At 64.7% G+C, this 19,592-nt stretch carries 16 protein-coding genes; 7 read left to right on the forward strand and 9 right to left on the reverse strand.

Going from position 1 to position 19,592, the window contains the following annotated elements; translation table 11 throughout:
• The first annotated feature begins 67 nt into the window (after nucleotides 1-67).
• Nucleotides 68-3,916 carry a trifunctional transcriptional regulator/proline dehydrogenase/L-glutamate gamma-semialdehyde dehydrogenase gene (gene putA / locus ACK4FK_RS11380; RefSeq protein WP_409745073.1) on the forward strand — a complete coding sequence of 1,283 codons (3,849 nt, stop codon included), beginning with the start codon at nucleotides 68-70 and terminating at the stop codon, nucleotides 3,914-3,916.
• Here putA and ACK4FK_RS11385 read toward each other — a convergent pair.
• Nucleotides 3,913-4,374 carry an Lrp/AsnC family transcriptional regulator gene (locus ACK4FK_RS11385; protein ID WP_409745074.1) on the reverse strand — a complete coding sequence of 154 codons (462 nt, stop codon included), beginning with the start codon at nucleotides 4,372-4,374 and terminating at the stop codon, nucleotides 3,913-3,915. The genes putA and ACK4FK_RS11385 overlap by 4 nt on opposite strands.
• 152 nt (nucleotides 4,375-4,526) lie before the next feature.
• Between ACK4FK_RS11385 and ACK4FK_RS11390 the strand changes: the two genes are divergently transcribed.
• Nucleotides 4,527-5,246: an aspartate/glutamate racemase family protein gene (locus ACK4FK_RS11390; RefSeq protein ID WP_409745075.1), complete on the forward strand. Its 720-nt coding sequence runs from the start codon at nucleotides 4,527-4,529 to the stop codon at nucleotides 5,244-5,246.
• A 13-nt stretch (nucleotides 5,247-5,259) separates the two neighbouring features.
• On the opposite strand, the gene ACK4FK_RS11395 is transcribed toward ACK4FK_RS11390, so the two are convergent.
• Nucleotides 5,260-5,778, reverse strand: coding sequence for a hypothetical protein (locus tag ACK4FK_RS11395; RefSeq protein ID WP_409745076.1), 519 nt, complete (start codon nucleotides 5,776-5,778; stop codon nucleotides 5,260-5,262).
• 237 nt (nucleotides 5,779-6,015) lie between these two features.
• On the opposite strand from ACK4FK_RS11395, the gene ACK4FK_RS11400 reads away from it, so the two are divergent.
• From ACK4FK_RS11400 to ACK4FK_RS11410, 3 genes are read left to right on the forward strand one after another with little or no spacing between them, the layout of a single operon-like run.
• Complete coding sequence (locus tag ACK4FK_RS11400; RefSeq protein ID WP_409745077.1) at nucleotides 6,016-7,356, forward strand: two-component system sensor histidine kinase NtrB; 1,341 nt, start codon at nucleotides 6,016-6,018, stop codon at nucleotides 7,354-7,356.
• Nucleotides 7,353-7,985: a response regulator FixJ gene (fixJ, locus tag ACK4FK_RS11405; RefSeq protein ID WP_409745078.1), complete on the forward strand. Its 633-nt coding sequence runs from the start codon at nucleotides 7,353-7,355 to the stop codon at nucleotides 7,983-7,985. The genes ACK4FK_RS11400 and fixJ overlap by 4 nt, the downstream gene beginning before the upstream one ends.
• 47 nt (nucleotides 7,986-8,032) lie before the next feature.
• Complete coding sequence (locus tag ACK4FK_RS11410) at nucleotides 8,033-8,410, forward strand: response regulator (RefSeq protein ID WP_409745079.1); 378 nt, start codon at nucleotides 8,033-8,035, stop codon at nucleotides 8,408-8,410.
• A gap of 111 nt (nucleotides 8,411-8,521) precedes the next feature.
• Here ACK4FK_RS11410 and ACK4FK_RS11415 read toward each other — a convergent pair whose 3' ends face one another.
• Entirely contained in the window at nucleotides 8,522-9,244 is a 723-nt protein-coding gene (locus ACK4FK_RS11415; protein WP_409745080.1) for a Crp/Fnr family transcriptional regulator, read from the reverse strand.
• 165 nt (nucleotides 9,245-9,409) lie between these two features.
• On the opposite strand from ACK4FK_RS11415, the gene ggt reads away from it, so the two are divergent.
• Both ggt and ACK4FK_RS11425 read left to right on the forward strand, forming a co-directional pair.
• Complete coding sequence (ggt, locus tag ACK4FK_RS11420; protein ID WP_409745081.1) at nucleotides 9,410-11,185, forward strand: gamma-glutamyltransferase; 1,776 nt, start codon at nucleotides 9,410-9,412, stop codon at nucleotides 11,183-11,185.
• 182 nt (nucleotides 11,186-11,367) lie between these two features.
• Nucleotides 11,368-13,248 carry a potassium transporter Kup gene (locus tag ACK4FK_RS11425; RefSeq protein WP_409745082.1) on the forward strand — a complete coding sequence of 627 codons (1,881 nt, stop codon included), beginning with the start codon at nucleotides 11,368-11,370 and terminating at the stop codon, nucleotides 13,246-13,248.
• A gap of 22 nt (nucleotides 13,249-13,270) precedes the next feature.
• Here the strand turns inward: ACK4FK_RS11425 and ACK4FK_RS11430 are convergent, their stop codons facing one another.
• The 6 genes from ACK4FK_RS11430 to ACK4FK_RS11455 all read right to left on the reverse strand — a co-directional run bounded on the left by ACK4FK_RS11430 (nucleotide 13,271) and on the right by ACK4FK_RS11455 (nucleotide 19,589).
• Nucleotides 13,271-14,356 (reverse strand): alkene reductase, encoded by a 1,086-nt coding sequence (locus ACK4FK_RS11430; RefSeq protein ID WP_409745083.1) that lies wholly within the window; start codon nucleotides 14,354-14,356, stop codon nucleotides 13,271-13,273.
• 104 nt (nucleotides 14,357-14,460) lie between these two features.
• Nucleotides 14,461-15,837, reverse strand: coding sequence for an oxygen-independent coproporphyrinogen III oxidase (gene hemN, locus ACK4FK_RS11435; protein ID WP_409745084.1), 1,377 nt, complete (start codon nucleotides 15,835-15,837; stop codon nucleotides 14,461-14,463).
• A gap of 263 nt (nucleotides 15,838-16,100) precedes the next feature.
• Entirely contained in the window at nucleotides 16,101-17,378 is a 1,278-nt protein-coding gene (locus tag ACK4FK_RS11440) for an FCSD flavin-binding domain-containing protein (RefSeq protein ID WP_409745085.1), read from the reverse strand.
• A 17-nt stretch (nucleotides 17,379-17,395) separates the two neighbouring features.
• Entirely contained in the window at nucleotides 17,396-17,710 is a 315-nt protein-coding gene (locus ACK4FK_RS11445; protein ID WP_409745086.1) for a c-type cytochrome, read from the reverse strand.
• A 100-nt stretch (nucleotides 17,711-17,810) separates the two neighbouring features.
• Nucleotides 17,811-18,710 carry a DMT family transporter gene (locus ACK4FK_RS11450; RefSeq protein ID WP_409745087.1) on the reverse strand — a complete coding sequence of 300 codons (900 nt, stop codon included), beginning with the start codon at nucleotides 18,708-18,710 and terminating at the stop codon, nucleotides 17,811-17,813.
• A 126-nt stretch (nucleotides 18,711-18,836) separates the two neighbouring features.
• Nucleotides 18,837-19,589 carry a hypothetical protein gene (locus ACK4FK_RS11455; protein WP_409745088.1) on the reverse strand — a complete coding sequence of 251 codons (753 nt, stop codon included), beginning with the start codon at nucleotides 19,587-19,589 and terminating at the stop codon, nucleotides 18,837-18,839.
• Nucleotides 19,590-19,592 lie beyond the last annotated feature (3 nt).

Genomic DNA, 19,592 nt, shown 5'->3' on the forward strand with positions numbered 1-19,592 from the left:
CCTTACTCCCGATAACGGTTGCGCCGGTGACGTTTCCCGACCGGCCACGACAGGGAGAAGGCTGGCCATGGCAGCAACCACCATCGGGGTGAAGATCGACGACGACCTGAAGGCCCGGCTGAAACAGGCTGCCGATGGACTGGGGCGCACCCCCCACTGGCTGATCAAGCAGGCCCTGCTCACGGTGCTGGACCGCCTCGAGCGTGGCCAGGACGTCAGCGACCTGCTGGGTCTGGCCGGCGCCACTCCGGCCGAACTGGCCGAGATGCCGGCCGACAATCCGGCGCCGGTCATGCCCTTTCTCGATTTCGCTCAGGGTGTGCAGCCGCAAAGCGTGCTGCGCGCCCGCATCACCGCGGCCTATCGCCGTCCGGAACCGGAATGCCTGCCGCTGCTGATCGCCGAGGCCCGCCTGCCGGTCGGCGTGACGCAGGCGGCGTCTGATCTTGCCCGCAGGCTGGTTGAGGCGTTGCGCGGCAAGGCCGAGGGCGGCGGTGTCGAAGCCCTGATCCACGAATACGCGCTCTCAAGCCAGGAGGGTGTCGCGCTGATGTGCCTGGCCGAAGCCCTGCTGCGCATCCCCGACCGCGCCACCCGCGATGCGCTGATCCGCGACAAGATCGGCATCGGCGACTGGGAAGCGCATCTGGGCCACAGCCCCTCATTATTCGTCAATGCGGCGACCTGGGGCCTGCTGATCACCGGCAAGCTGGCCGCCACCAGCAGCGGCAAGTCTTTGTCGAACGCGTTGACCAAGCTGATCGCAAGGGGCGGCGAGCCGCTGATCCGCAAGGGCGTCGATATTGCCATGCGCATGATGGGCGAACAGTTCGTTTCCGGCCAGACCATTGCCGAGGCATTGGCCAACAGCCGCAAGTGGGAAGCGCAGGGTTTCCGCTATTCCTACGACATGCTGGGTGAGGCGGCGACCACGGCCGCCGATGCCGCGCGTTATTACGCCGATTATGAACAGGCGATCCACGCCATTGGCCGTGCGGCGGCGAAACGCGGCATCTATGAGGGCCCGGGCATATCGGTGAAGCTCTCGGCGCTTCATCCACGCTACAATCGGGCGAACCTGGAGCGGGTGAAGGCCGAATTGCTGCCGCGGCTGAAGACGTTGGCCCTGCTGGCGCGGCAATACGATATCGGCCTGAACATCGATGCCGAGGAGGCCGAGCGGCTGGAAATCTCGCTCGACCTGCTGGAGGCGCTGTGTTTCGATGCCGACCTCGCCGGCTGGAACGGCATCGGCTTCGTTGTACAGGCCTATCAGAAACGCGCGCCCTTCGTGATTGACTGGCTGATCGACCTGGCCCGGCGCAGCCATCACCGCCTGATGATCCGCCTGGTGAAAGGCGCCTACTGGGACAGCGAGATCAAACGTGCCCAGCTTGAAGGGCTGGAGGGCTTTCCTGTCTTCACGCGCAAGGTTCACACCGACGTGTCATATCTGGCCTGCGCGCGCAAGCTGCTGGCAGCGCCCGATGCAGCCTATCCGCAATTCGCCACGCATAACGCGCATACGCTTGCCACCATCCATGCCATGGCTGGCGCGAATTTTTATCCCGGGCAATACGAATTCCAGTGCCTGCATGGCATGGGCGAGCCGCTGTATGAAGAGGTGGTGGGGCGTGACAAGCTGAACCGGCCCTGCCGCATCTATGCACCGGTCGGCACGCATGAGACTCTGCTGGCCTACCTTGTGCGCCGCCTGCTGGAAAACGGCGCCAATACCTCTTTCGTGAACCAGATTGCCAATAAAGATATCCCAATTGACGCGCTGATCGCCGATCCGGTCGAGGCCGCGAAGACGATCCAGCCGCTCGGCGCGCCGCATCCGAAGATCGCCCTGCCGCGCGAGCTGTTCGGCGATCGGACGAACTCCGCCGGTTTCGATCTTACCAATGAACAGCGGCTGGCTTCCCTGTCGGCAGCGCTGCTGGCCAGCGGCGATATCGTCTGGCGGGCCGCCCCGCTACTGGCCGATATGACGGTGGAAGAGGGGAGCGCTCTACCTCTGCGCAATCCGGCCAACCATGCCGATATCGTTGGCCATGTCGTGACGGCCACGCCGGATGTGGTTGTGGCCGCCATCGACAGGGCGGCGGCGGCCGCGCCGATCTGGCAGTCCACGCCGGCAAGCGAACGTGGCCAGGCATTGCGGCGTGCCGCCGACCTGCTGGAAAGCCGCATGCCGCAACTGCTGGGCCTGATCGTGCGCGAAGCGGGCAAGACATTGCCCAACGCGGTGGGCGAAGTGCGCGAGGCCGTGGATTTCCTGCGCTACTATGCCGGCCAGGCCGCCGGCTTTGCCGCCGACAGTCATCGCCCGCTTGGGCCCGTGGCCTGCATCAGCCCGTGGAACTTTCCGCTGGCGATCTTCACCGGCCAGGTGGCTGCCGCGCTGGCTGCCGGCAATGTCGTGCTGGCGAAACCGGCAGAGGAGACGCCGCTGGTCGCCATGCAGATGGCATTGATCCTGCGCGAGGCAGGCGTGCCGTCCGGTGCGATGCAGTTGCTGCCCGGTGCAGGCGAGACCGGTGCGGCCCTGGTGGCCGATCCGCGCATCCGTGGCGTGATGTTCACCGGCTCGACTGAAGTGGCGCGGCTGATCCAGCGCCAGTTGGCGCTACGCCTCAATCCCGATGGCCGGCCGGTGCCTTTCATCGCGGAGACCGGCGGGCTGAATGCCATGATCGTCGATTCCTCCGCGCTACCCGAACAGGTGGTGGGCGATGTGCTGGCCTCGGCCTTCGATTCCGCCGGCCAGCGCTGCTCGGCCCTGCGTATCCTCTGCCTGCAGGAGGATGTGGCCGACCGCGTATTGACCATGCTGAAAGGTGCGATGGCCGAACTGTGCGTCGGGTCGCCGGATCGCCTGTCGGTCGATGTCGGCCCGGTGATCACGGCGGAAGCCCAGCGCAATATCCGGGTCCATATCGATGCCATGCGCGCCAAAGACCGGCGGATCGAGCAATTTCCGCTGCCGCCCCACACCCGCCACGGTACTTTTGTGCCGCCAACCCTGATCGAACTGGAGGATATCGGCGAACTGCAGCGCGAGGTATTCGGTCCGGTGTTGCATGTGGTGCGCTATCGCCGGCACGAACTCGATGCCTTGATCGACCGCATCAACGCCAGTGGCTATGGCCTCACCTTCGGCCTGCACAGCCGCATCGATGAAACCATTGCCCATGTCACCCGGCGGATCGCGGCCGGCAATCTCTATGTGAACCGCAACATCATCGGCGCCGTGGTTGGCGTGCAGCCTTTCGGTGGCCATGGCCTGTCAGGGACCGGACCGAAGGCCGGCGGCCCGTTGTATCTGCATCGTCTTCTGCAAGCGGCGCCGCCGCCCAGCATCAAGGGCGAAGCACCTGCCACCGCGCAGCGCTACGCCGAATGGCTGCGCCAGCGCGGCGATCTGGCGCTGGCGGATCGCTGCATGGCGATGGCAACACAAAGCCCGCTGGGTGCGGCAGTGGAACTGCCCGGCCCGGTGGGCGAACGCAATCTTTATCTGCTGCTGCCGCGCGGCGTTGTGTTATGCGCGCCGCAGAGCGAGGCGGGGCTGAAGCTGCAGCTTGCAGCGGCCTTTGCCACCGGTAATCGCGTCGTGATCCGCGACGCAGCCGCATATACTGCGCTGCTCGGCAGCCTGCCCGATGATCTGCGCCAGCAGATCGCGGAATCCGGCATGCCGCCTTCGGCCGTGCTGTTCGAGGGCGACGGCGATGCCTTGCTGGAGCTGACCCGGCAACTGGCTGGAGGTTCCGATACGGTCCTGCCGGTATATGCGGCCGGATATGTTGCTGGGCCGGATTATCCCCTGCATGGTCTGGTGGCCGAACGCAGCATCAGCACCAACACGGCGGCCGCTGGCGGCAATGCCAGCCTGATGAGCATCGGTTAGGCGTATTTCGTCGGAATCGCGGTGGTGAATTTCAGTTCCTCCATGCTGATGAAGGAGGAAATGTCGGTGAAATCCAGCCGCGAGATGAGCTGCTTGTAGACGGCGTCATAAGTCTCGACATCCGGCACGATGATGCGCAGCAGGTAGTCGATCTCTCCGGTCAGGCGATAGGCCTCGACAATCTCCGGGATGTCGGCGATGGCCTGCCGGAATTTCTCCAGCCATTCCATCGAGTGGCGGGAGGTGCGCACGCTGACGAATACCGTGGTCGGCACTTTCGCCTTGCGCCGGTCGAGCAGGGCCACGCGCCTGGCGATCAGGCCATCCTCCTCCAGCCGGCGGATGCGCCGCCAGCAGGCCGAAACCGACAGCGCGCAGCGCTCGGCCAGTTCGGCGATGGGGATGGCGGCATCCCCTTGTAAAATATCGAGAATCTTACGGTCGCGCGGATCGAGCATGGTTTTGCCGTTTTGTCGAAAAATTTTTCTGTGATTATTATATATATCCGAAATTATTTATCGGTTTCCAGGCCATATGCGCCTGACTTTGCATCCTTTTGCCGCCCCCGACCGGCTACCCTCAGCCCGATTTCGGTTCCTGGAGGGGTAATATGAAAACCATTGGCCTGATCGGCGGCATGAGCTGGGAAAGCACGGCGGTCTATTACCGTCAGATCAATGAGATCGTCCGTCGGCGCCATGGCGGCCTGGCCTCAGCCGAAATCCTGCTGCGTTCGCTGGATTTCAGCCGCATCGTGGCCCTGCAGCAGGCCGGCCGCTGGGACCAGGCCGCGGATACGCTGGCGCAGATCGGGCTCCAGTTGGCCGAAGCCGGCGCCGAATGCGTTCTGATCTGCACCAACACCATGCACAAGGTGGCCGATGCGGTGGAGGTGAAAGCCGGGGTGCCGCTGATCCACATCGCAGATGTCGTCGGCCATGCGCTGAAGGATGCCGGCGCGAAGCGTCCGCTGCTGCTCGCCACACGTTACACCATGGAGCAGGATTTCTATCGCGCGCGCCTGGCCGAACGTTTCGGCATCGATGCGATGGTTCCCGCGGCCGATGATCGCGGCCTGGTACATGATGTGATCTTCAACGAATTGTGCTGCGGCGTCGTCAGGCCGCAATCGCGGCAAGCCTATCAGGATGTGATCGAACGTGGCCGCCAGGCCGGTGCCGATGCGGTGATTCTGGGTTGCACCGAGATCGGCCTGCTGATCGGGCCCGAGCATACCGGCCTGCCGGTTTTCGATTCCACCCTGCTGCATGCCGAAGCAGCGGTGGACTTCGCCGAGGGGCAGCCGGAGCGGATGCAGCGCGTGGCATAGGGCCTGCGCGGCGCTACCGACGCCGGCATTCCTCGGCGATGGCGGCGCGATCCGGCTCTCCGTTGCGGGTTTTCAGGATATAACGCTTCTCGCTGAGCAGGCGGAACTCTGCCGCACTGACCCTGAAATCAAGATTTGTATCCGCCGCCATCACCGGATCGGGCGAGCGGTCGATCACTGACTGGCCGCGGCCGCGGACCGGCGTGGGTGGCGGCGCAGCAGGCTCCAGCTCGCGGCGCAGCAGGGTCAGCTCGCTGACGGTGACAAAGCCGTCACGGTCGGCATCGGCGCGCCCGAACCAGGCTTCGGAATCCATCAGCCATTCGCGTTCGGAAAGGCGGCCATCGCGATCATGGTCGGTGCGGGCGAACCAGGCGGCCATCCGATCCTCGCAACCGGCCATGGTGTCTGCGTGGCCCAGTGGTTCGCCATTCGGGCTGACAACCATGCGCTGACCCTGCGGCGGGGCATTGGCGACACTGCAGGCCGCCGTCGACACGGCCAGCAGAAGAACTGCATACAGGTCTCGCATCACACCCATCCGGATTGGCGGCCTATCTGGCGGCCTATCTGTAGGGGCATTGGCGCCGGTTGGCCAGTCGGACAGACGGACCAGGCCACGCGCGTAGCAGCGGAAAAAGCTTGCGGATCAATGGCATTCACGGTTCTTATCGAGTAAACACGATTCTCGTTTGGACAATCGGACGATAGCGCCCACCAGCCATAAGCCAGCCATTTCAGTATGTCTCGCTTTTATATTCCCCTGATCATGGCTGCCACAGCGGCGGCCGGCGTGGTCCTCTCCTATATCGCCTATCGCGAGGCAGGGGCGGATTCGCGCTGGCTGGTGGCGGGCCTTGGCGTGACGGCGGCGTTGCTGGGGGCCTTCGCCTGGCTGCAACAGCAAATCGGTGCGGCGCAGCGCGATGTGGAACAGCACACGGCTGCCCTGGGCAGCGAAATCGCCAAACGCGAGCGGAGCGAGGTGACCGAACAGCAGGCTGCGGAGCGCTTCCGTGCCCTGATCGATAGCGCCCATGATGCCATCATCGCCATCACGCCCGAGGGCCGCATCGAGGTTTTCAACCGTGCGGCCGAACGCATATTCGGCTACCGCGCCATGGAAGTGATTGGCCAGAACGTGAATATTCTGATGCCGCAGCCCTATCGCCGCGAGCATGACGGCTATCTGCATAACTATCACGCCACCGGCAAGGCCAAGATCATCGGCACCGGCCGCGAGGTGCAGGCGCAACACAAGAACGGCGCGGTTTTTCCCATCGATCTTTCAATCGGCGAAATGCGCGGTCCGAACGGCAGCAGCGGGTTCATCGGCGTGATCCGCGACATCACCGAGCGGCATCAGGCGGAAAAGCGGGAACGCGAGCTCACCGCCGAACTGGTGCATATCTCGCGTCTCAGCGCAATGGGCCAGCTATCCTCCTCGCTGGCGCATGAACTGAACCAGCCCCTCACCGCGATCATGAATTACGCCGAGGCCGCACGGCAGATGCTGGAAACCGCCGGCAGCGACGTGCCGCCGCAGGTGCCCGATTTCATCGCCAAGGCGGTGGGACAGGCCGAAAGGGCAGGGCAGATCATCCGCCGGCTGCGCAGCTTCGTTGAGAAAGGCCCGGCCGAACGCAACCCGGAGGATATCAACCGCCTGATCGTCGAGGCCAGCAACCTGGCTACCATCGGGACCCGGGTGGATGACATACAGGTGCATCTTGATCTGGCACAGGACCTTGCCCCCGTGCGGATCGACAAGATCCAGATCCAGCAGGTGGTGGTGAATCTGGTGCGCAATGCCGTGGAGGCCCTGCGCGAGTCGAGCCGTCGCGAACTGACCATCCGTTCCCGCAGCGACGGGGAGTATCAGCAGGTCGAAATCATCGATACCGGCCCGGGCATTGCGCCAGAAATCGCGCAGGGCCTGTTCCAGCCCTTCGTCACCAGCAAAAAGGATGGCATGGGTATCGGTCTGTCGATCAGTCAGTCGATCATCGAAGCCCATGGCGGACGTCTCTGGACCGAACCCAACCCGGAGGGTGGCGCGATATTCCGTTTCCATCTGCCGGCGAAACCCGGCGAAACAACGGAATCATGATGAAGCCGACCATTTTCATCGTCGATGACGACGACTCCGTGCGCGAATCCCTGGCCGCCCTGCTGCTGGCCAAGGGCTTTGAGGCTGTCGTCTTCGCTTCGGCAGAGGCTTTCCTGCAAGGCTATCGCCCGCCGGCCAGCGGCTGCGCCATCGTCGATATGCGCATGCCTGGCATGGACGGCATCTCGCTGCTCGAGCATCTGCGTGCCCGCAGCATCATGCTGCCGGTGATTGTGGTCACCGGGCACGGGGATGTGCCGCTGGCCGTCCGCGCCATGAAGGCGGGCGCCAACGATTTCATCGAGAAGCCCTATACCAATGCCGATATTCTGCAGGCGGTGAACAAGACCTTGCAGGCGGCGCCGGCCGGCCTGCTGCCCGACGTGGATGTCGCCGAGGCCCGCACCCGCATCGCCAGCCTGACCGGCCGGGAACGCGATATCCTGCAGCAGTTGATCATCGGCAATCCCAACAAGGTGATTGCCCATCAATTGAGCATCAGCCCCCGTACCGTGGAAATCCACAGGGCCAACCTGATGAAGAAAATGGATGCCGACAGTCTGTCGCATCTGATCCGCATGGCCCTGGCGGCCGGGTTCCCTGGCAGCGATCCGGCAGACGCTAGGTAGTCTTCCTTAATTGTGTAACACGGTGGTCGGCCGCTATCCTCCGCATCATGGCAAGCGGACCCGAACACCTCATCTATGTCGTCGACGATGACGATGTCGTACGCGACTCGCTGAAGGCGCTGTTGCAGGTGCGCCGCTATGCCGTGCAGGACTTCGAGTCTGGCGAACGGTTCCTGGCAGCCGATCCCGACCTGTCGCGCTGCTGCCTGATCCTGGATGTCCACATGCCGAACATGACCGGAATCCAGTTGATGCAGGCCATGCGCGACCGTGGAAAGGTTCCTGCCACGATCCTTATCACCGGCAAACGCGACATGGCCCTGCAGAGCCAGGCGGCCGAACTTGGGGCGCTGGCGCTGCTTGACAAGCCGCTGTCGCATGCCGCGCTGTTCCAGACCATAGAACAGGCCTTCGCCGCCCATTGAGGCTTGGTCCCGCCATTCCCGGCGGCCATTCCTATATTGTGAGCACCCCAAAACGAATGCGGCAGCGTTGCCGCTGCCGCAGGAATCCGAAACGGCGGGTGTGCAGGGGGATCAGTCGCCCGCCAGGTCTTCCAGGCCGTCCGGATTGAGCAGCATGACGTCATTGCTGCCGCGCAGGTCGATCAGTTTCTGCCGGCGCAACTGGGTCACCACGCGGCTGACCGTCTCGATCGTCAGGCCCAGGTGATCGGCGATGTCGACGCGCGGCATGGCCAGCGCCACCTGGCGGCTTCCGGCCCCGCCCTGGCGGCGGGTCATGGCGATCAGGAAGGTGGCCAGCCGCTCGGCCGCGGTCTTGCGGCTCAGCGTCATCAGCAGCTCGTTGGCGGCGTTGAATTGCTGGCAGAGCAGGCGGAACATCTGCTGGCCGGCCTGCGGATCGGCCTCCAGCACGGCATCGAAGCGGCGACGCGGATAGCGGATCAGGGCGCAGTCGGTCAGGGCCTCCAGCGAATGGCTGTAGTCGCCCAGGTCGGCGAAACCGAAAAAGTCGCCTTTCATCAGGAAACTGGCAATGTGGCGGCGTCCATCGGGCAACAGGCGAGAAACCCGCAAGGTGCCATCCACCACCTTGTAGACGTAATCGGTCGGCGATCCCGCGGCGCAGACCTCTTCGCCGCGCGCAACGGCCACCGGAGTGCCGATCCGATGCAGCTCGGTAGTGATGCCGGGAAGCAGGGGTATTATGCCTGCTTCTGCCTTGCGTGGCGGCGGCGGGGCCGGCCGCATGCGGGGCAGGTCGCTGTGCTGCTGAACTGCGTATGCTGTGGCCATCGTCAAATCCCCCGCCCGTTTGCGTTGATGCAAAAGACTTAACGGAAATACGGCTGCCGGATAATCCCGGTCTTCTACCTAAGGGGAACTACCTATTCATGGCACCGGGATCACCCTATCATTACGGAATTGTTATCCGCTGGGTGAATGGAAACGAAAATGCACATGGCGTTTAAGCATGGAATCATTGCGCTGGCCGCAGCAATTCCGCTTGTTGCTTTTGTGCAGCGCACCGTAGCCCAGCCGCAGCCCGCCGCGCCATCTGCATACGAAAGTATTGCGCCCGAAGGGCGAACCGGCCGCAGCGAGAAATCCGCCGTCACCGCCAGCCGTTACATGGCCTCGGCGGCCAATCCGCTGGCGGCGCAGGCCGGCGCGCAGGTCATGGCCGAGGGTGGCTCGGCGGTCGATGCCGCGATCGCCACCGCCCTGGTGCTCAACCTGGTCGAACCACAATCCTCGGGCATCGGCGGCGGCGGCTTCATGCTGGTCTGGGACGCAACGGCAAAGAAACTGCGCGCCTTCGATGGCCGCGAAACCGCGCCGGCCGGAGTGGATCGCAACCTATTCCTTGATGCGGCGGGAAAGAAGAAGCCGTTCCTCGATGCCGTGGTGGGTGGCGCCTCGGTGGGCGTGCCTGGCTTGCTGCGCATGTTCGAGAAGGTTCATGGCGAATATGGCCGGCTGGCCTGGGCGCGGCTGTTTGATCCCGCCATCCGCATGGCCGAGCAGGGCTTCGCCATCTCGCCCCGGCTGCATGCCCTGCTGGCGGAAGACCGCCGCCTGCGCGACAATCCGGCGGCGCGTGCATTGTTCTATCAGGCCGATGGCAGCCCCAAGCCGATCGGCAGCCTGCTGGTGAACCAGCCGCTGGCCGACACCCTGCGCCGCGTGGCAGAAGGCGGCGCCCAGGTTTTCTATGGCGGGGATATCGCGGCCGATATGGTCTCGGCCGTGCGCAACGCACCGAATCCCGGTGCGCTGGCTCTGGCCGACCTCTCGGGCTATCGCGCTGTCGAACGCGCCCCGGCCTGCATCGCCTATCGGGTCTATCGCGTCTGTACCATGCCCCCGCCATCCTCCAGCGTCGCGCTGCTGCAGATGCTGGGCATGCTGGCGCAATACGATCTGCCAAAACTTCATCCCGGCGGCGTAGAGGCCATCGATATCATTGCCCAGGCCAGCCGCCTGGCCTATGCCGACCGCGATTTCTATATCGGCGATCCCGATCATGTGCGCCTGCCGCTCGGCGGCCTGCTCGACAGAGGCTATCTGCGCGACCGCGCCGCGCTGATCCGGCCGGGGCAGGTTTCGCCGCAGCCGGCATCTGCCGGCGAGCCGCCGCAGCGCGAGGGCATGCTCTATGGCCGCGGCATCGCGCCCGAGCTGCCGTCCACCAGCCATGTCGCGGTGGTGGATGCGCACCGCAACGCCGTGTCGATGACCATTACCATCGAGAATGCATTCGGTTCGCGCCAGATGGTGCGCGGCTTCCTGCTCAACAACCAGCTCACTGATTTCTCCGCCGCTGCCGTCAGCGACGGCCGACCGGTGGCGAACCGCATCGAACCGCACAAACGCCCGCGCAGTTCGATGACGCCGGTCGTGGCTTTCAACGCCGATGGCTCGCTGCGTCTGGTGGTTGGTTCACCCGGCGGCAGCCGCATCATCGGTTATGTCGCGAATACCGTTATCGGCGTGCTGGACTGGGGGATGGACATCCAGCAGGCCATCGGCCAGCCGCATTTCCTCGACCGCAATGCCGGACTGGAGCTGGAAGCCGGCACACCGCTGGCCGGGCTTGCCGACGAGATGCGCCGGCGCGGCCACAAGGTGGTAACAGGCGACATGGTCAGCGGCCTGCAGGGGATCGAGATCCGTGCCGACCAGCTGGTCGGCGGCGCCGATCCGCGACGGGAGGGAGTCGCTATCGGTCGTTAATGCATATATAAAATTCGCATAACCTGCTTGCCGCATGTCAGCAATGCAATGAATGCAGGGCAAATGTGGCTTGCGCTTTTGCTGAAATCGTACCAGCCTGCCGGCGTCTTTGACACAGGAGTCGCCAAACCCGCGCTACCACCGGTAGCGCCTGGCGCTGACAGACAGACACCGATCCCATCATGACAACTTCTCCCACCGGCACCCCTGCGGGTTCGTCGCTGGCCCGGCTCACGCTTGGCGCCATCGGCGTGGTTTACGGCGATATCGGCACCAGTCCGCTCTACGCCATGAAGGAAAGCTTCTTCGGGCCGCATCCACTGGCCACCGATCAGGCGCATGTGCTTGGCATCCTCTCGCTGGTCTTCTGGTCGGTGATGCTGGTCGTCTCGGTCAAATACGTGATCTTCATCCTGCGCGCCGACAACAAGGGCGAAGGCGGCAGTCTGGCCCTGCTGGCGCTGGTCGACCGCGTCACCCAGGGCTCGCGACTCTCCGGGCTGGTCGCCATTCTCGGCATCTTCGCCGCCGCACTGTTCTATGGCGACAGCATGATCACGCCGGCTATTTCCGTGCTCAGCGCGGTGGAGGGGCTGGAACTGGCCACGCCGCACCTCTCCCAGGCCGTCGAGCCGATCACGCTCGCGATCCTTTTTGCATTGTTCATGTTCCAGCGCCGCGGCACCGCCCGTGTCGGCCTGCTGTTCGGCCCGATCATGGTGCTGTGGTTCCTGTCGCTGGCGGCGCTGGGCATCACGGGCATCCTGCGGCAGCCCGACGTGCTGCTGGCCGTCAACCCGTATTACGCAATACAGTTCTTCGTCCTCGATGGCTGGACGGCGTTTCTGGCGCTGGGTTCGGTCGTGCTGGCCGTCACCGGCGCCGAGGCGCTGTATGCCGATATGGGCCATTTCGGCCGGCGCCCAATCCGGCTGGCCTGGTTCGGCTTTGTGCTGCCGGCGCTGATGCTGAATTATTTCGGCCAGGGCGCGCTGCTGCTGGCGGCCGGCCCGGTCGACAATCCCTTCTTCGCCCTGGCGCCGGCCTGGGCCCTGCTGCCGATGATCGTGCTGGCAACCCTTGCCACCGTGATCGCCTCGCAGGCGGTGATCACCGGCGCCTTTTCGGTGACGCAGCAGGCGATCCTGCTCGGTTTCCTGCCGCGCCTGCGTGTGCTGCATACCTCATCCGATGAGCGTGGCCAGATCTACATGCCCTTCATCAACTGGTCGCTGGCCTTCTTCGTCGCGTTGCTCGTGCTGGGTTTCCATTCCTCCAGCAACCTGGCCTCGGCCTACGGCATCGCCGTCACCGGCACGATGCTGATCGTCACGCTGATGTTCGCCATCCTGATGTTCAAGCAGTGGCAGGGCAACCGGCTGCTGATGGGGGCGCTGGTGGCTGTCTTCCTGCTGGTCGATTTCGTCTACTTCCTGGCCAATGCGGTGAAGATCCCCCATGGCGGTTGGTTCCCGCTGGTTACCGGCGTGCTGATCTTTACCCTGCTGGTGACATGGAAGCGCGGCCGCAGCCTGCTGTTCGAGCGCCTGCGCAGCGAGGCCCTGCCGGTCGACCTGTTCCTGAAATCGGGTGCCAAATCCGCCCATCGCGTGCCCGGCACCGCGGTCTACATGACCGGCACCGGCGACGGCATCCCGCATGCGATGATGCACAACATGAAGCACAACAAGGTTTTGCATGCCCGCAACGTGCTGCTGACCGTGGTGATCGCCGACCGGCCATACGTGTCGCGCAAGCAGCGGCTGGAGGTGCACGATCTGGGCCATGGATTCTGGCGCATCCTCGTGCATTACGGCTTCATGGAATATCCCGATGTGCCGGCGGCGCTGCGGCTGGGCGAACGGCACGGTCTGCAATTCGTGCCGTTCGAAACCTCGTATTTCCTCAGTCGCGAAACGATCATCCCAAGCACGCGGCAGGGCATGATGCTGTGGCGCGAGGTGCTGTTCGCCTGGATGTCGCGCAACGCCAACACGGCGATGGAGTTCTTCAACCTGCCTGCCGACCGCGTGGTCGAGGTCGGCAGCCAGATCGAGATCTGACTGCCGATCCGGTATCGGCGGTTTATTCCGCTGCCTCGAGCATAGGGTAGTCGGTATAGCCTTTGGCGCCGCCGCCATAGAGGGTGGCGCGATCGACCGGGCTGAGCGGCGCATTGCGGCGCAGGCGCTCGACCAGGTCTGGATTGCTGATGAACGGCCGGCCGAAGGCGACGAGATCGGCGCGCTTCTCGGCCAGCGCCTGCTGCGCGGTCTCCAGGCTGTAGCCGTTGTTCACGATCCAGGTATTGCGGAAACGCCTGCGCAGGGCTTCGTAGTCGAAGCCGGCGCCAAAGTTGCGGTCGCCGCCGGTGGCGCCCTCGATCACGTGGATATACACGAGGTTCAGCCTGTCGAGCTGCTCCACCACATAATTGAACACTGGCTGCGGATTGCTGTCGCTGGCGTCATTCGCCGGCGTCACCGGCGAGAGGCGGATGCCGGTGCGTTCGGCGCCGATCTCGGCCACGATGGCGGCGGTCACCTCCAGCATCAGGCGGGCGCGGTTCTCGATGCTGCCGCCATATTCATCCGTGCGCTTGTTGGTGCCGTCGCGCAGGAACTGGTCCAGCAGGTAGCCGTTGGCGCCGTGGATCTCGACGCCGTCGAAGCCGGCACGGATCGCATTCGCGGCGCCCTTGCGATAGGCCTCGACGATGCCGGGCAGTTCCTCCAGCCGCAGGGCACGCGGCTCGGAAACCTCGGTGAAGGTTCCGTTCACGAAGGTCTTGGTGTTGGCCCGGATGGCCGAGGGTGCCACCGGCGCCTGGCCATTGGGCTGCAGCGAGACATGGCTGACGCGGCCGACATGCCAGAGCTGCAGGAATATCCGGCCGCCACGCGCATGCACGGCATCGGTCACCTGTTTCCAGGCCGCCACCTGCGCCTCCGAATGGATGCCCGGCGTGTCCTGATAGCCCTGGCCCTCGGGGCAGACCTGCGTCGCCTCGGCCACGATCAGGCCGGCCCCCGCGCGCTGGGCATAATATTCGGCCGTCAACGCGGTCGGCACGTTGCCGGCTGCGGCGCGGTTGCGCGTCAGGGGCGCCATCACGATGCGATTGGCCAGCGTGAACTGGCCCATGCGATAGGAATCAAACAGACTGGTCATGTGAAAATCCGTTGGCTGGGAAGAGCGGATGGATCATCCGCCCACTACAGAAAGGGTAGCGCGATCAAAAAACAAGGCCGGCCGCCGTGCCCGCCATCACGCGATCAGGCGGCCGCGTGACGCGGCGGAGCGGCCGCCGACTGCCGGTGCAGGTAGCTGTCGAAGGCCGCGCAGACCTGGCGGGCCAGCGGCCGGGCAGCTTCGTTGATCACCACGCGGTAACCATGCCGCTCCACCACACCCTGACGCTCCAGCAGCTCCAGACGCGGCAAGTCGGCATCGAACAGATCCGGTCTCAGGCCGTGCCGCGTCGCCATCGTGGCCAGATCGACGTTCAGATGGCACATCAGTTCTTCGATCACGGCCCGGCGCAGGATGTCTTCCTGGCTCAGGGCCCGCATGCGCGCCACCGGCAGGTCGCCGTTGTGCACGGCCTGCCGCCAGGAGGCGACCGAGGCAACGTTTTGCGCATAGCCCTGCGGCAGGGTGCTGATCGCCGAGGGACCAAAGCCCAGCAGCACCTCGCCCACGGCGGTGGTGTAGCCCTGGAAGTTGCGATGCAGTTCGCCATTCACCGCATGCTGCGCCAGCCTGTCGTCGGGGCGGGCGAAATGATCGAGGCCAACCCGGCAGAAACCGTTTTCCACCAGCACTTGCGCCGCTGCCGCTTCCTGGGCGAAACGTGCCGCGGTATCGGGCAGGCTGGCCGTGTCGATGCGGGCCTGATGCGCCTTCATCCACGGCACATGGGCATAGCCGAACAAGGCCACGCGGTCGGGTTTCAGCATCAGGCTCTGCTGTACCGTGCCGACGACGTTCTCCACCGTCTGTCGCGGCAGGCCATAGATCAGGTCCAGATTGAGCGATTCGATCCCGGCCTCGCGCAGCATGTCCACTGTGCGCGCCACCATATCCAGCGGTTGGCGGCGGTTGATCGCGGCCTGCACGCTCTCGTCCAGGCTCTGGACGCCCAGGCTGGTGCGGTTGATGCCCAATGCCTTCAGGCCCGGGATCAGTTCGGCCTCGAAGCGGCGCGGATCGAGTTCGATGGCGATCTCGGCGCCGGGCTCGGGCGTGAAATGCCGATACAGCTTCTCGGCCACGCGCTGCAGCCCGTCGCCGCCCAGGATGCTGGGCGTGCCGCCGCCGAAATGCAGGCCGGTCAGGCGCGGCCGCGAAGGCAGGTAGGGCAGGGTCTGGTCGATCTCGCGCAGCAGCAGCGCGAGAAACCGCTCTAGGGTGTCGTCGTTCTTCACCACCTGCGTATGACAGCCGCAGTACCAGCACATCTGCCGGCAGAAGGGCACATGCACATACAGGTTGAAGGCGCTTTCGTCCGGCAGATCGCCCAGCCACGCGCGCCAGGCGCGGTCATTGTCTACCGCCTGAAAATGCGGTGCGGTCGGATAGGAGGTGTAGCGCGGCACCGGGCCGATCTGGGCTGCCAGCGCGGCCAGCAGCGGGGTGTGCGGGGTAGGCATTGAGTCGCTCATAGAATCAGGAAATCACGGCCCACGGCCAGCCGCTTTGACCTAGCGCAACCACTGCGGCTGGCAGGCCTAAATACCTGATCCATGACAGTTTTGCGGCGCTCCAAGAGCTGTGACCACGGTCACAGCCTTTTGATGCTCCGTCATGGGATAAATTTCCGGTCAGCGTCGAGGGATGACCCTCGTGTTCCCAACTGAACCCCCGGAGCCTCGTGCTCCGGGGGTTTTTTGCTGGGCCTGCGGCCGGCAGACGTTCAGCCGAAGGTGTCCGCAATGATGCCGGCATACCAGCCGGCAGTATGATCGGCTTCGGCCTTGCGCTGGGCGCTATCCGCGCGCATGGGCGACACGCCGCCGGAATTGGGCACTTCGGCCACGCCCTGCGGGCCGGGACGATAGGTGCCTGTCACCGAGATGCCATAGTCCGGCGTCACCAGGCTGTAGCAGGTGTTGTGGAACACCGCCGCCGGCGGCGTGGCACCGCGCAGGGACGAGACGATGTTGGCCGCCACCACCTTGGCCTGGCTGTTGGCCGCGGTGCCCGATTTCGGCATCGCGCCTGCAATCGAGGCATCGCCCAGCACATAGACGTCGCGCGCCTTGCGCGAGGCGAAGCTGGCCGGATCGACAGCGCACCAACCATTCGCCTCAGCCAGGCCGGCATCGATGGCGATCTTGCCGGCGGTCTGCGGCGGGATCACGTTGATCACCGCGCCTTTCTCCTTGCCGAAGCCGGCCGTCACAGTCATGCCCTTGGGATCGACGCTTTCGATCTTGCCGCCATCCTTGCCGGCGATCCAGGTGATCATGCCCGGATACTGGCTTTCCCAGCCCGAGACGAACAGGCCCTGTTTCGAGAAGGCATCCTTGGCATCCAGGACCAGGATTTTCGATTTCGGCTTATGGTTTTTCAGATACCACGCAATCATGCTGACGCGCTCGTAGGGGCCGGGCGGGCAGCGGAATGGATTGGCGGGCGGCGCCACGATCACCGTGCCGCCATCGGCCATGCTCTCCAGTTGCCTGCGCAGCAGCAGGGTCTGCGGCCCGGCCTTCCAGGCATGCGGCATCACGGTGTTGGCAGCCTGCTCGCTCCAGCCCGGCACGCCGGCGTAATTCAGCTCGATGCCCGGCGCCACCACCAGCCGGTCGTAATTGACCTGCGCTCCATCCTTCAGGCGCACGCGCTTGGCGTTGGTGTCGACGGCAGTGGCTTCGCCGCGCACGATCTTCACGCCATAGCGCTGCTGCAGCGGATCGCGGCGGTGGGTGATGTCGTCGATCTGCTTGATGCCGCCCAGCACATAATTCGAGAAGGGGCAGGTGATGTAGCTGGCATCGCGCTCGATCAGCGTCACTTCCGTGTTGGGCGAGAACAGCTTGATGTAGCGGGCAGCCGTGGCGCCGCCGAAGCCGCCGCCGATCACGACGACGCGGCCGGCGGTTTGTGCGCGAACGATGGAAGGCAGGCCGAAGCTGGCCGCTGCGGCGGCGCCGGCGGCGAGCAGGTGACGGCGAGAGAAATGGGTCATGGCTGGTCCTCCCGCGCTCAGTTCTTGGCCAGGTAATCGGCGAGCGCCTTGAGTTGCTCGTCGCTATAGCCGCGGGCGATGCGGCCCATGATGGTGTAGGGGCGCTTGTCGGTCTTGAACTCGATCAGCGCAGTATACAGCGTGTCGGCCGGAACGCCGTGGATGGCGGGCATGGTGGGCGAAATATAGGATGCGCTGCCATGGCAGACGCTGCAGGTCTGCGCGGCGAACATGGTGTCGGTGATGCCGTTGTTGCGCTGCTGGGCGGCGGCCGGCACGGCGGCCAGTCCGATGGCGATGGCCAGCAGCCATGGCGAGACGGTACGATGCATGTAAATCCCTCCCTGCAAGTCCGTACGGGGAGGATAGGCGGAACCGCAATATTTATCAATTTATAATGTTGATATTTATAATAAACACTTTTCTAGTGTTTTAATCCGCATGCGGCTGGTTGTGCGCCGCGCCAGGGCTTCTGGCGGCCAGCAGGATCGCCACCAGGATCAGTATCGTGCCGCCGATCATGCGGATATCCAGACTTTCGCCGAAGGCGGTCGCGCCCACGGCCAGTGCGGTCACCAGTTCGCTCGCGCCGGCGATGGCGCTGCGCTCCGCGCCTGCGGCCGGCGCCCCGATCAGCAGCAGGCCCAGCGCCACCACGGTACTCAGGATGGCCAGCGCCACCACCGCGGCCCAGCCGGTCGGCGAAACGGGGCTGGCAATGCCGCCATCCATGATCAGGCCCAGGCTCAGCATGGCGAGCAGGCCGCCAAGAAACACGCCGCCCAGACGCACCGGCACGGTCATGCGGCTGAGTCGCTTGGCGGCGATATGCACGAACAGCGCATAGGCCGCCGGTGGCACGAAGGCCATGCCGATGCCGACCCAGTCCAGTTCGCCATCGCCGAAACCGGCTGGCGAAAGGATCAGCAGGGCCGCCGCCAGCACCAGCAGGGCCGCCAGCGCATTCTGCCAGGTCAGCTTCTCTTTGAATCCAAGCCAGCCGATCAGGATGGTGAATAGCGGATAGGTGAACAGGATCAGCACCGTCAGGCCGACGGTCAGGCGTTCCAGCGCCAGGAAGTAGAAGAGATTGATGCCCATATAGCCGGCGCCGGCCAGCGTGGCCACCAGCGTTTCGCGTGGCGCCGCGATCATGCGCCCGAGAAACGGCAGCATGCACAGCACGGCGATGCCAAAACGCCAGGTCAGCAGCGACAGCGGCGGCAGGCCTTCGGCATAGGCGGTGCGGGCGAATAGCGGCATCAGGCCGAAACCGATGGCGCCGAAAGCGACCAGCGCCATGCCGGCAAGCGGAGAGCGGGGAGAGGACATCACGATACCAACATCAATCTTGTCATGCCCGGACTTGATCCGGGCATCCACGTGTTTTTTGTTAGATGACTTGACGCGGATGGCCGGGTCAAGCCCGGCCATGACGGCATCTCTCGGGCGTGTGCCTTATGCCTTAAACGCCGCGCTGATTGGAGCGAGGCCGGCGATGTGGCCGGTGAGGGTCGTGCCCTGCGGGAAGAAGCGCAGGCCGGTGAACGAGCCGGTGGTGACGATCTGGCCCGGCTGCACGCCGCCGCAATGGTTGCCGCCCGGGGTGCTGAATTGGCGCACCAGGTCGGCCAGCATGCCGAATGGCGTGCCGGTATTCAGCGTCGCCGGTCCGTTGCATACATCCGCGCCATCGGCGGTCAGTTGAACATGCGGATGATCGAAGTCGTCCGGATTCCACGGCGACGACAAGGGTTCACCACATATCAGGCCGGCATTGAGCTGGAAATCGGCCAGCCGCCACAGCGGCGTCGTGCCCTGCGGATCGGCCAGCCGGCTGTCGACCACTTCGAAGGCCGGCAGCGGCGTGACGCAGGCGGCCAGCCTGCGCAGGAAATTCGGATCGTCGGCGGCGGGCAGGGCGGCATCGATGCGGAAGGCCACTTCCAGTTCCAGGCCGCGCAGGCGGCTGTCGGCGGGCGACAGCAGGGCCGGCGAAGCTTTGATCGTCGCGGCGCGGATCGGCGCATAGATCAAGGGCTGGCCGGCATTCCAGCGGCCGACCTTCCAGCCGCCGACCGGGCCGAGCTTGGCCATCACCCCGGCCTGGATGGCCCATACATCGTCAAGGCTTGCCAGATCGTGGCCGGGCGCGAACAGCGGCCCGCCGCTGCGCGCGGCAAGCAGGCCGTCAATGGCGCCGTCATGCATTGC

The organism is Ferrovibrio sp. (assembly GCF_046297895.1).
GTDB lineage: Bacteria > Pseudomonadota > Alphaproteobacteria > Ferrovibrionales > Ferrovibrionaceae > Ferrovibrio.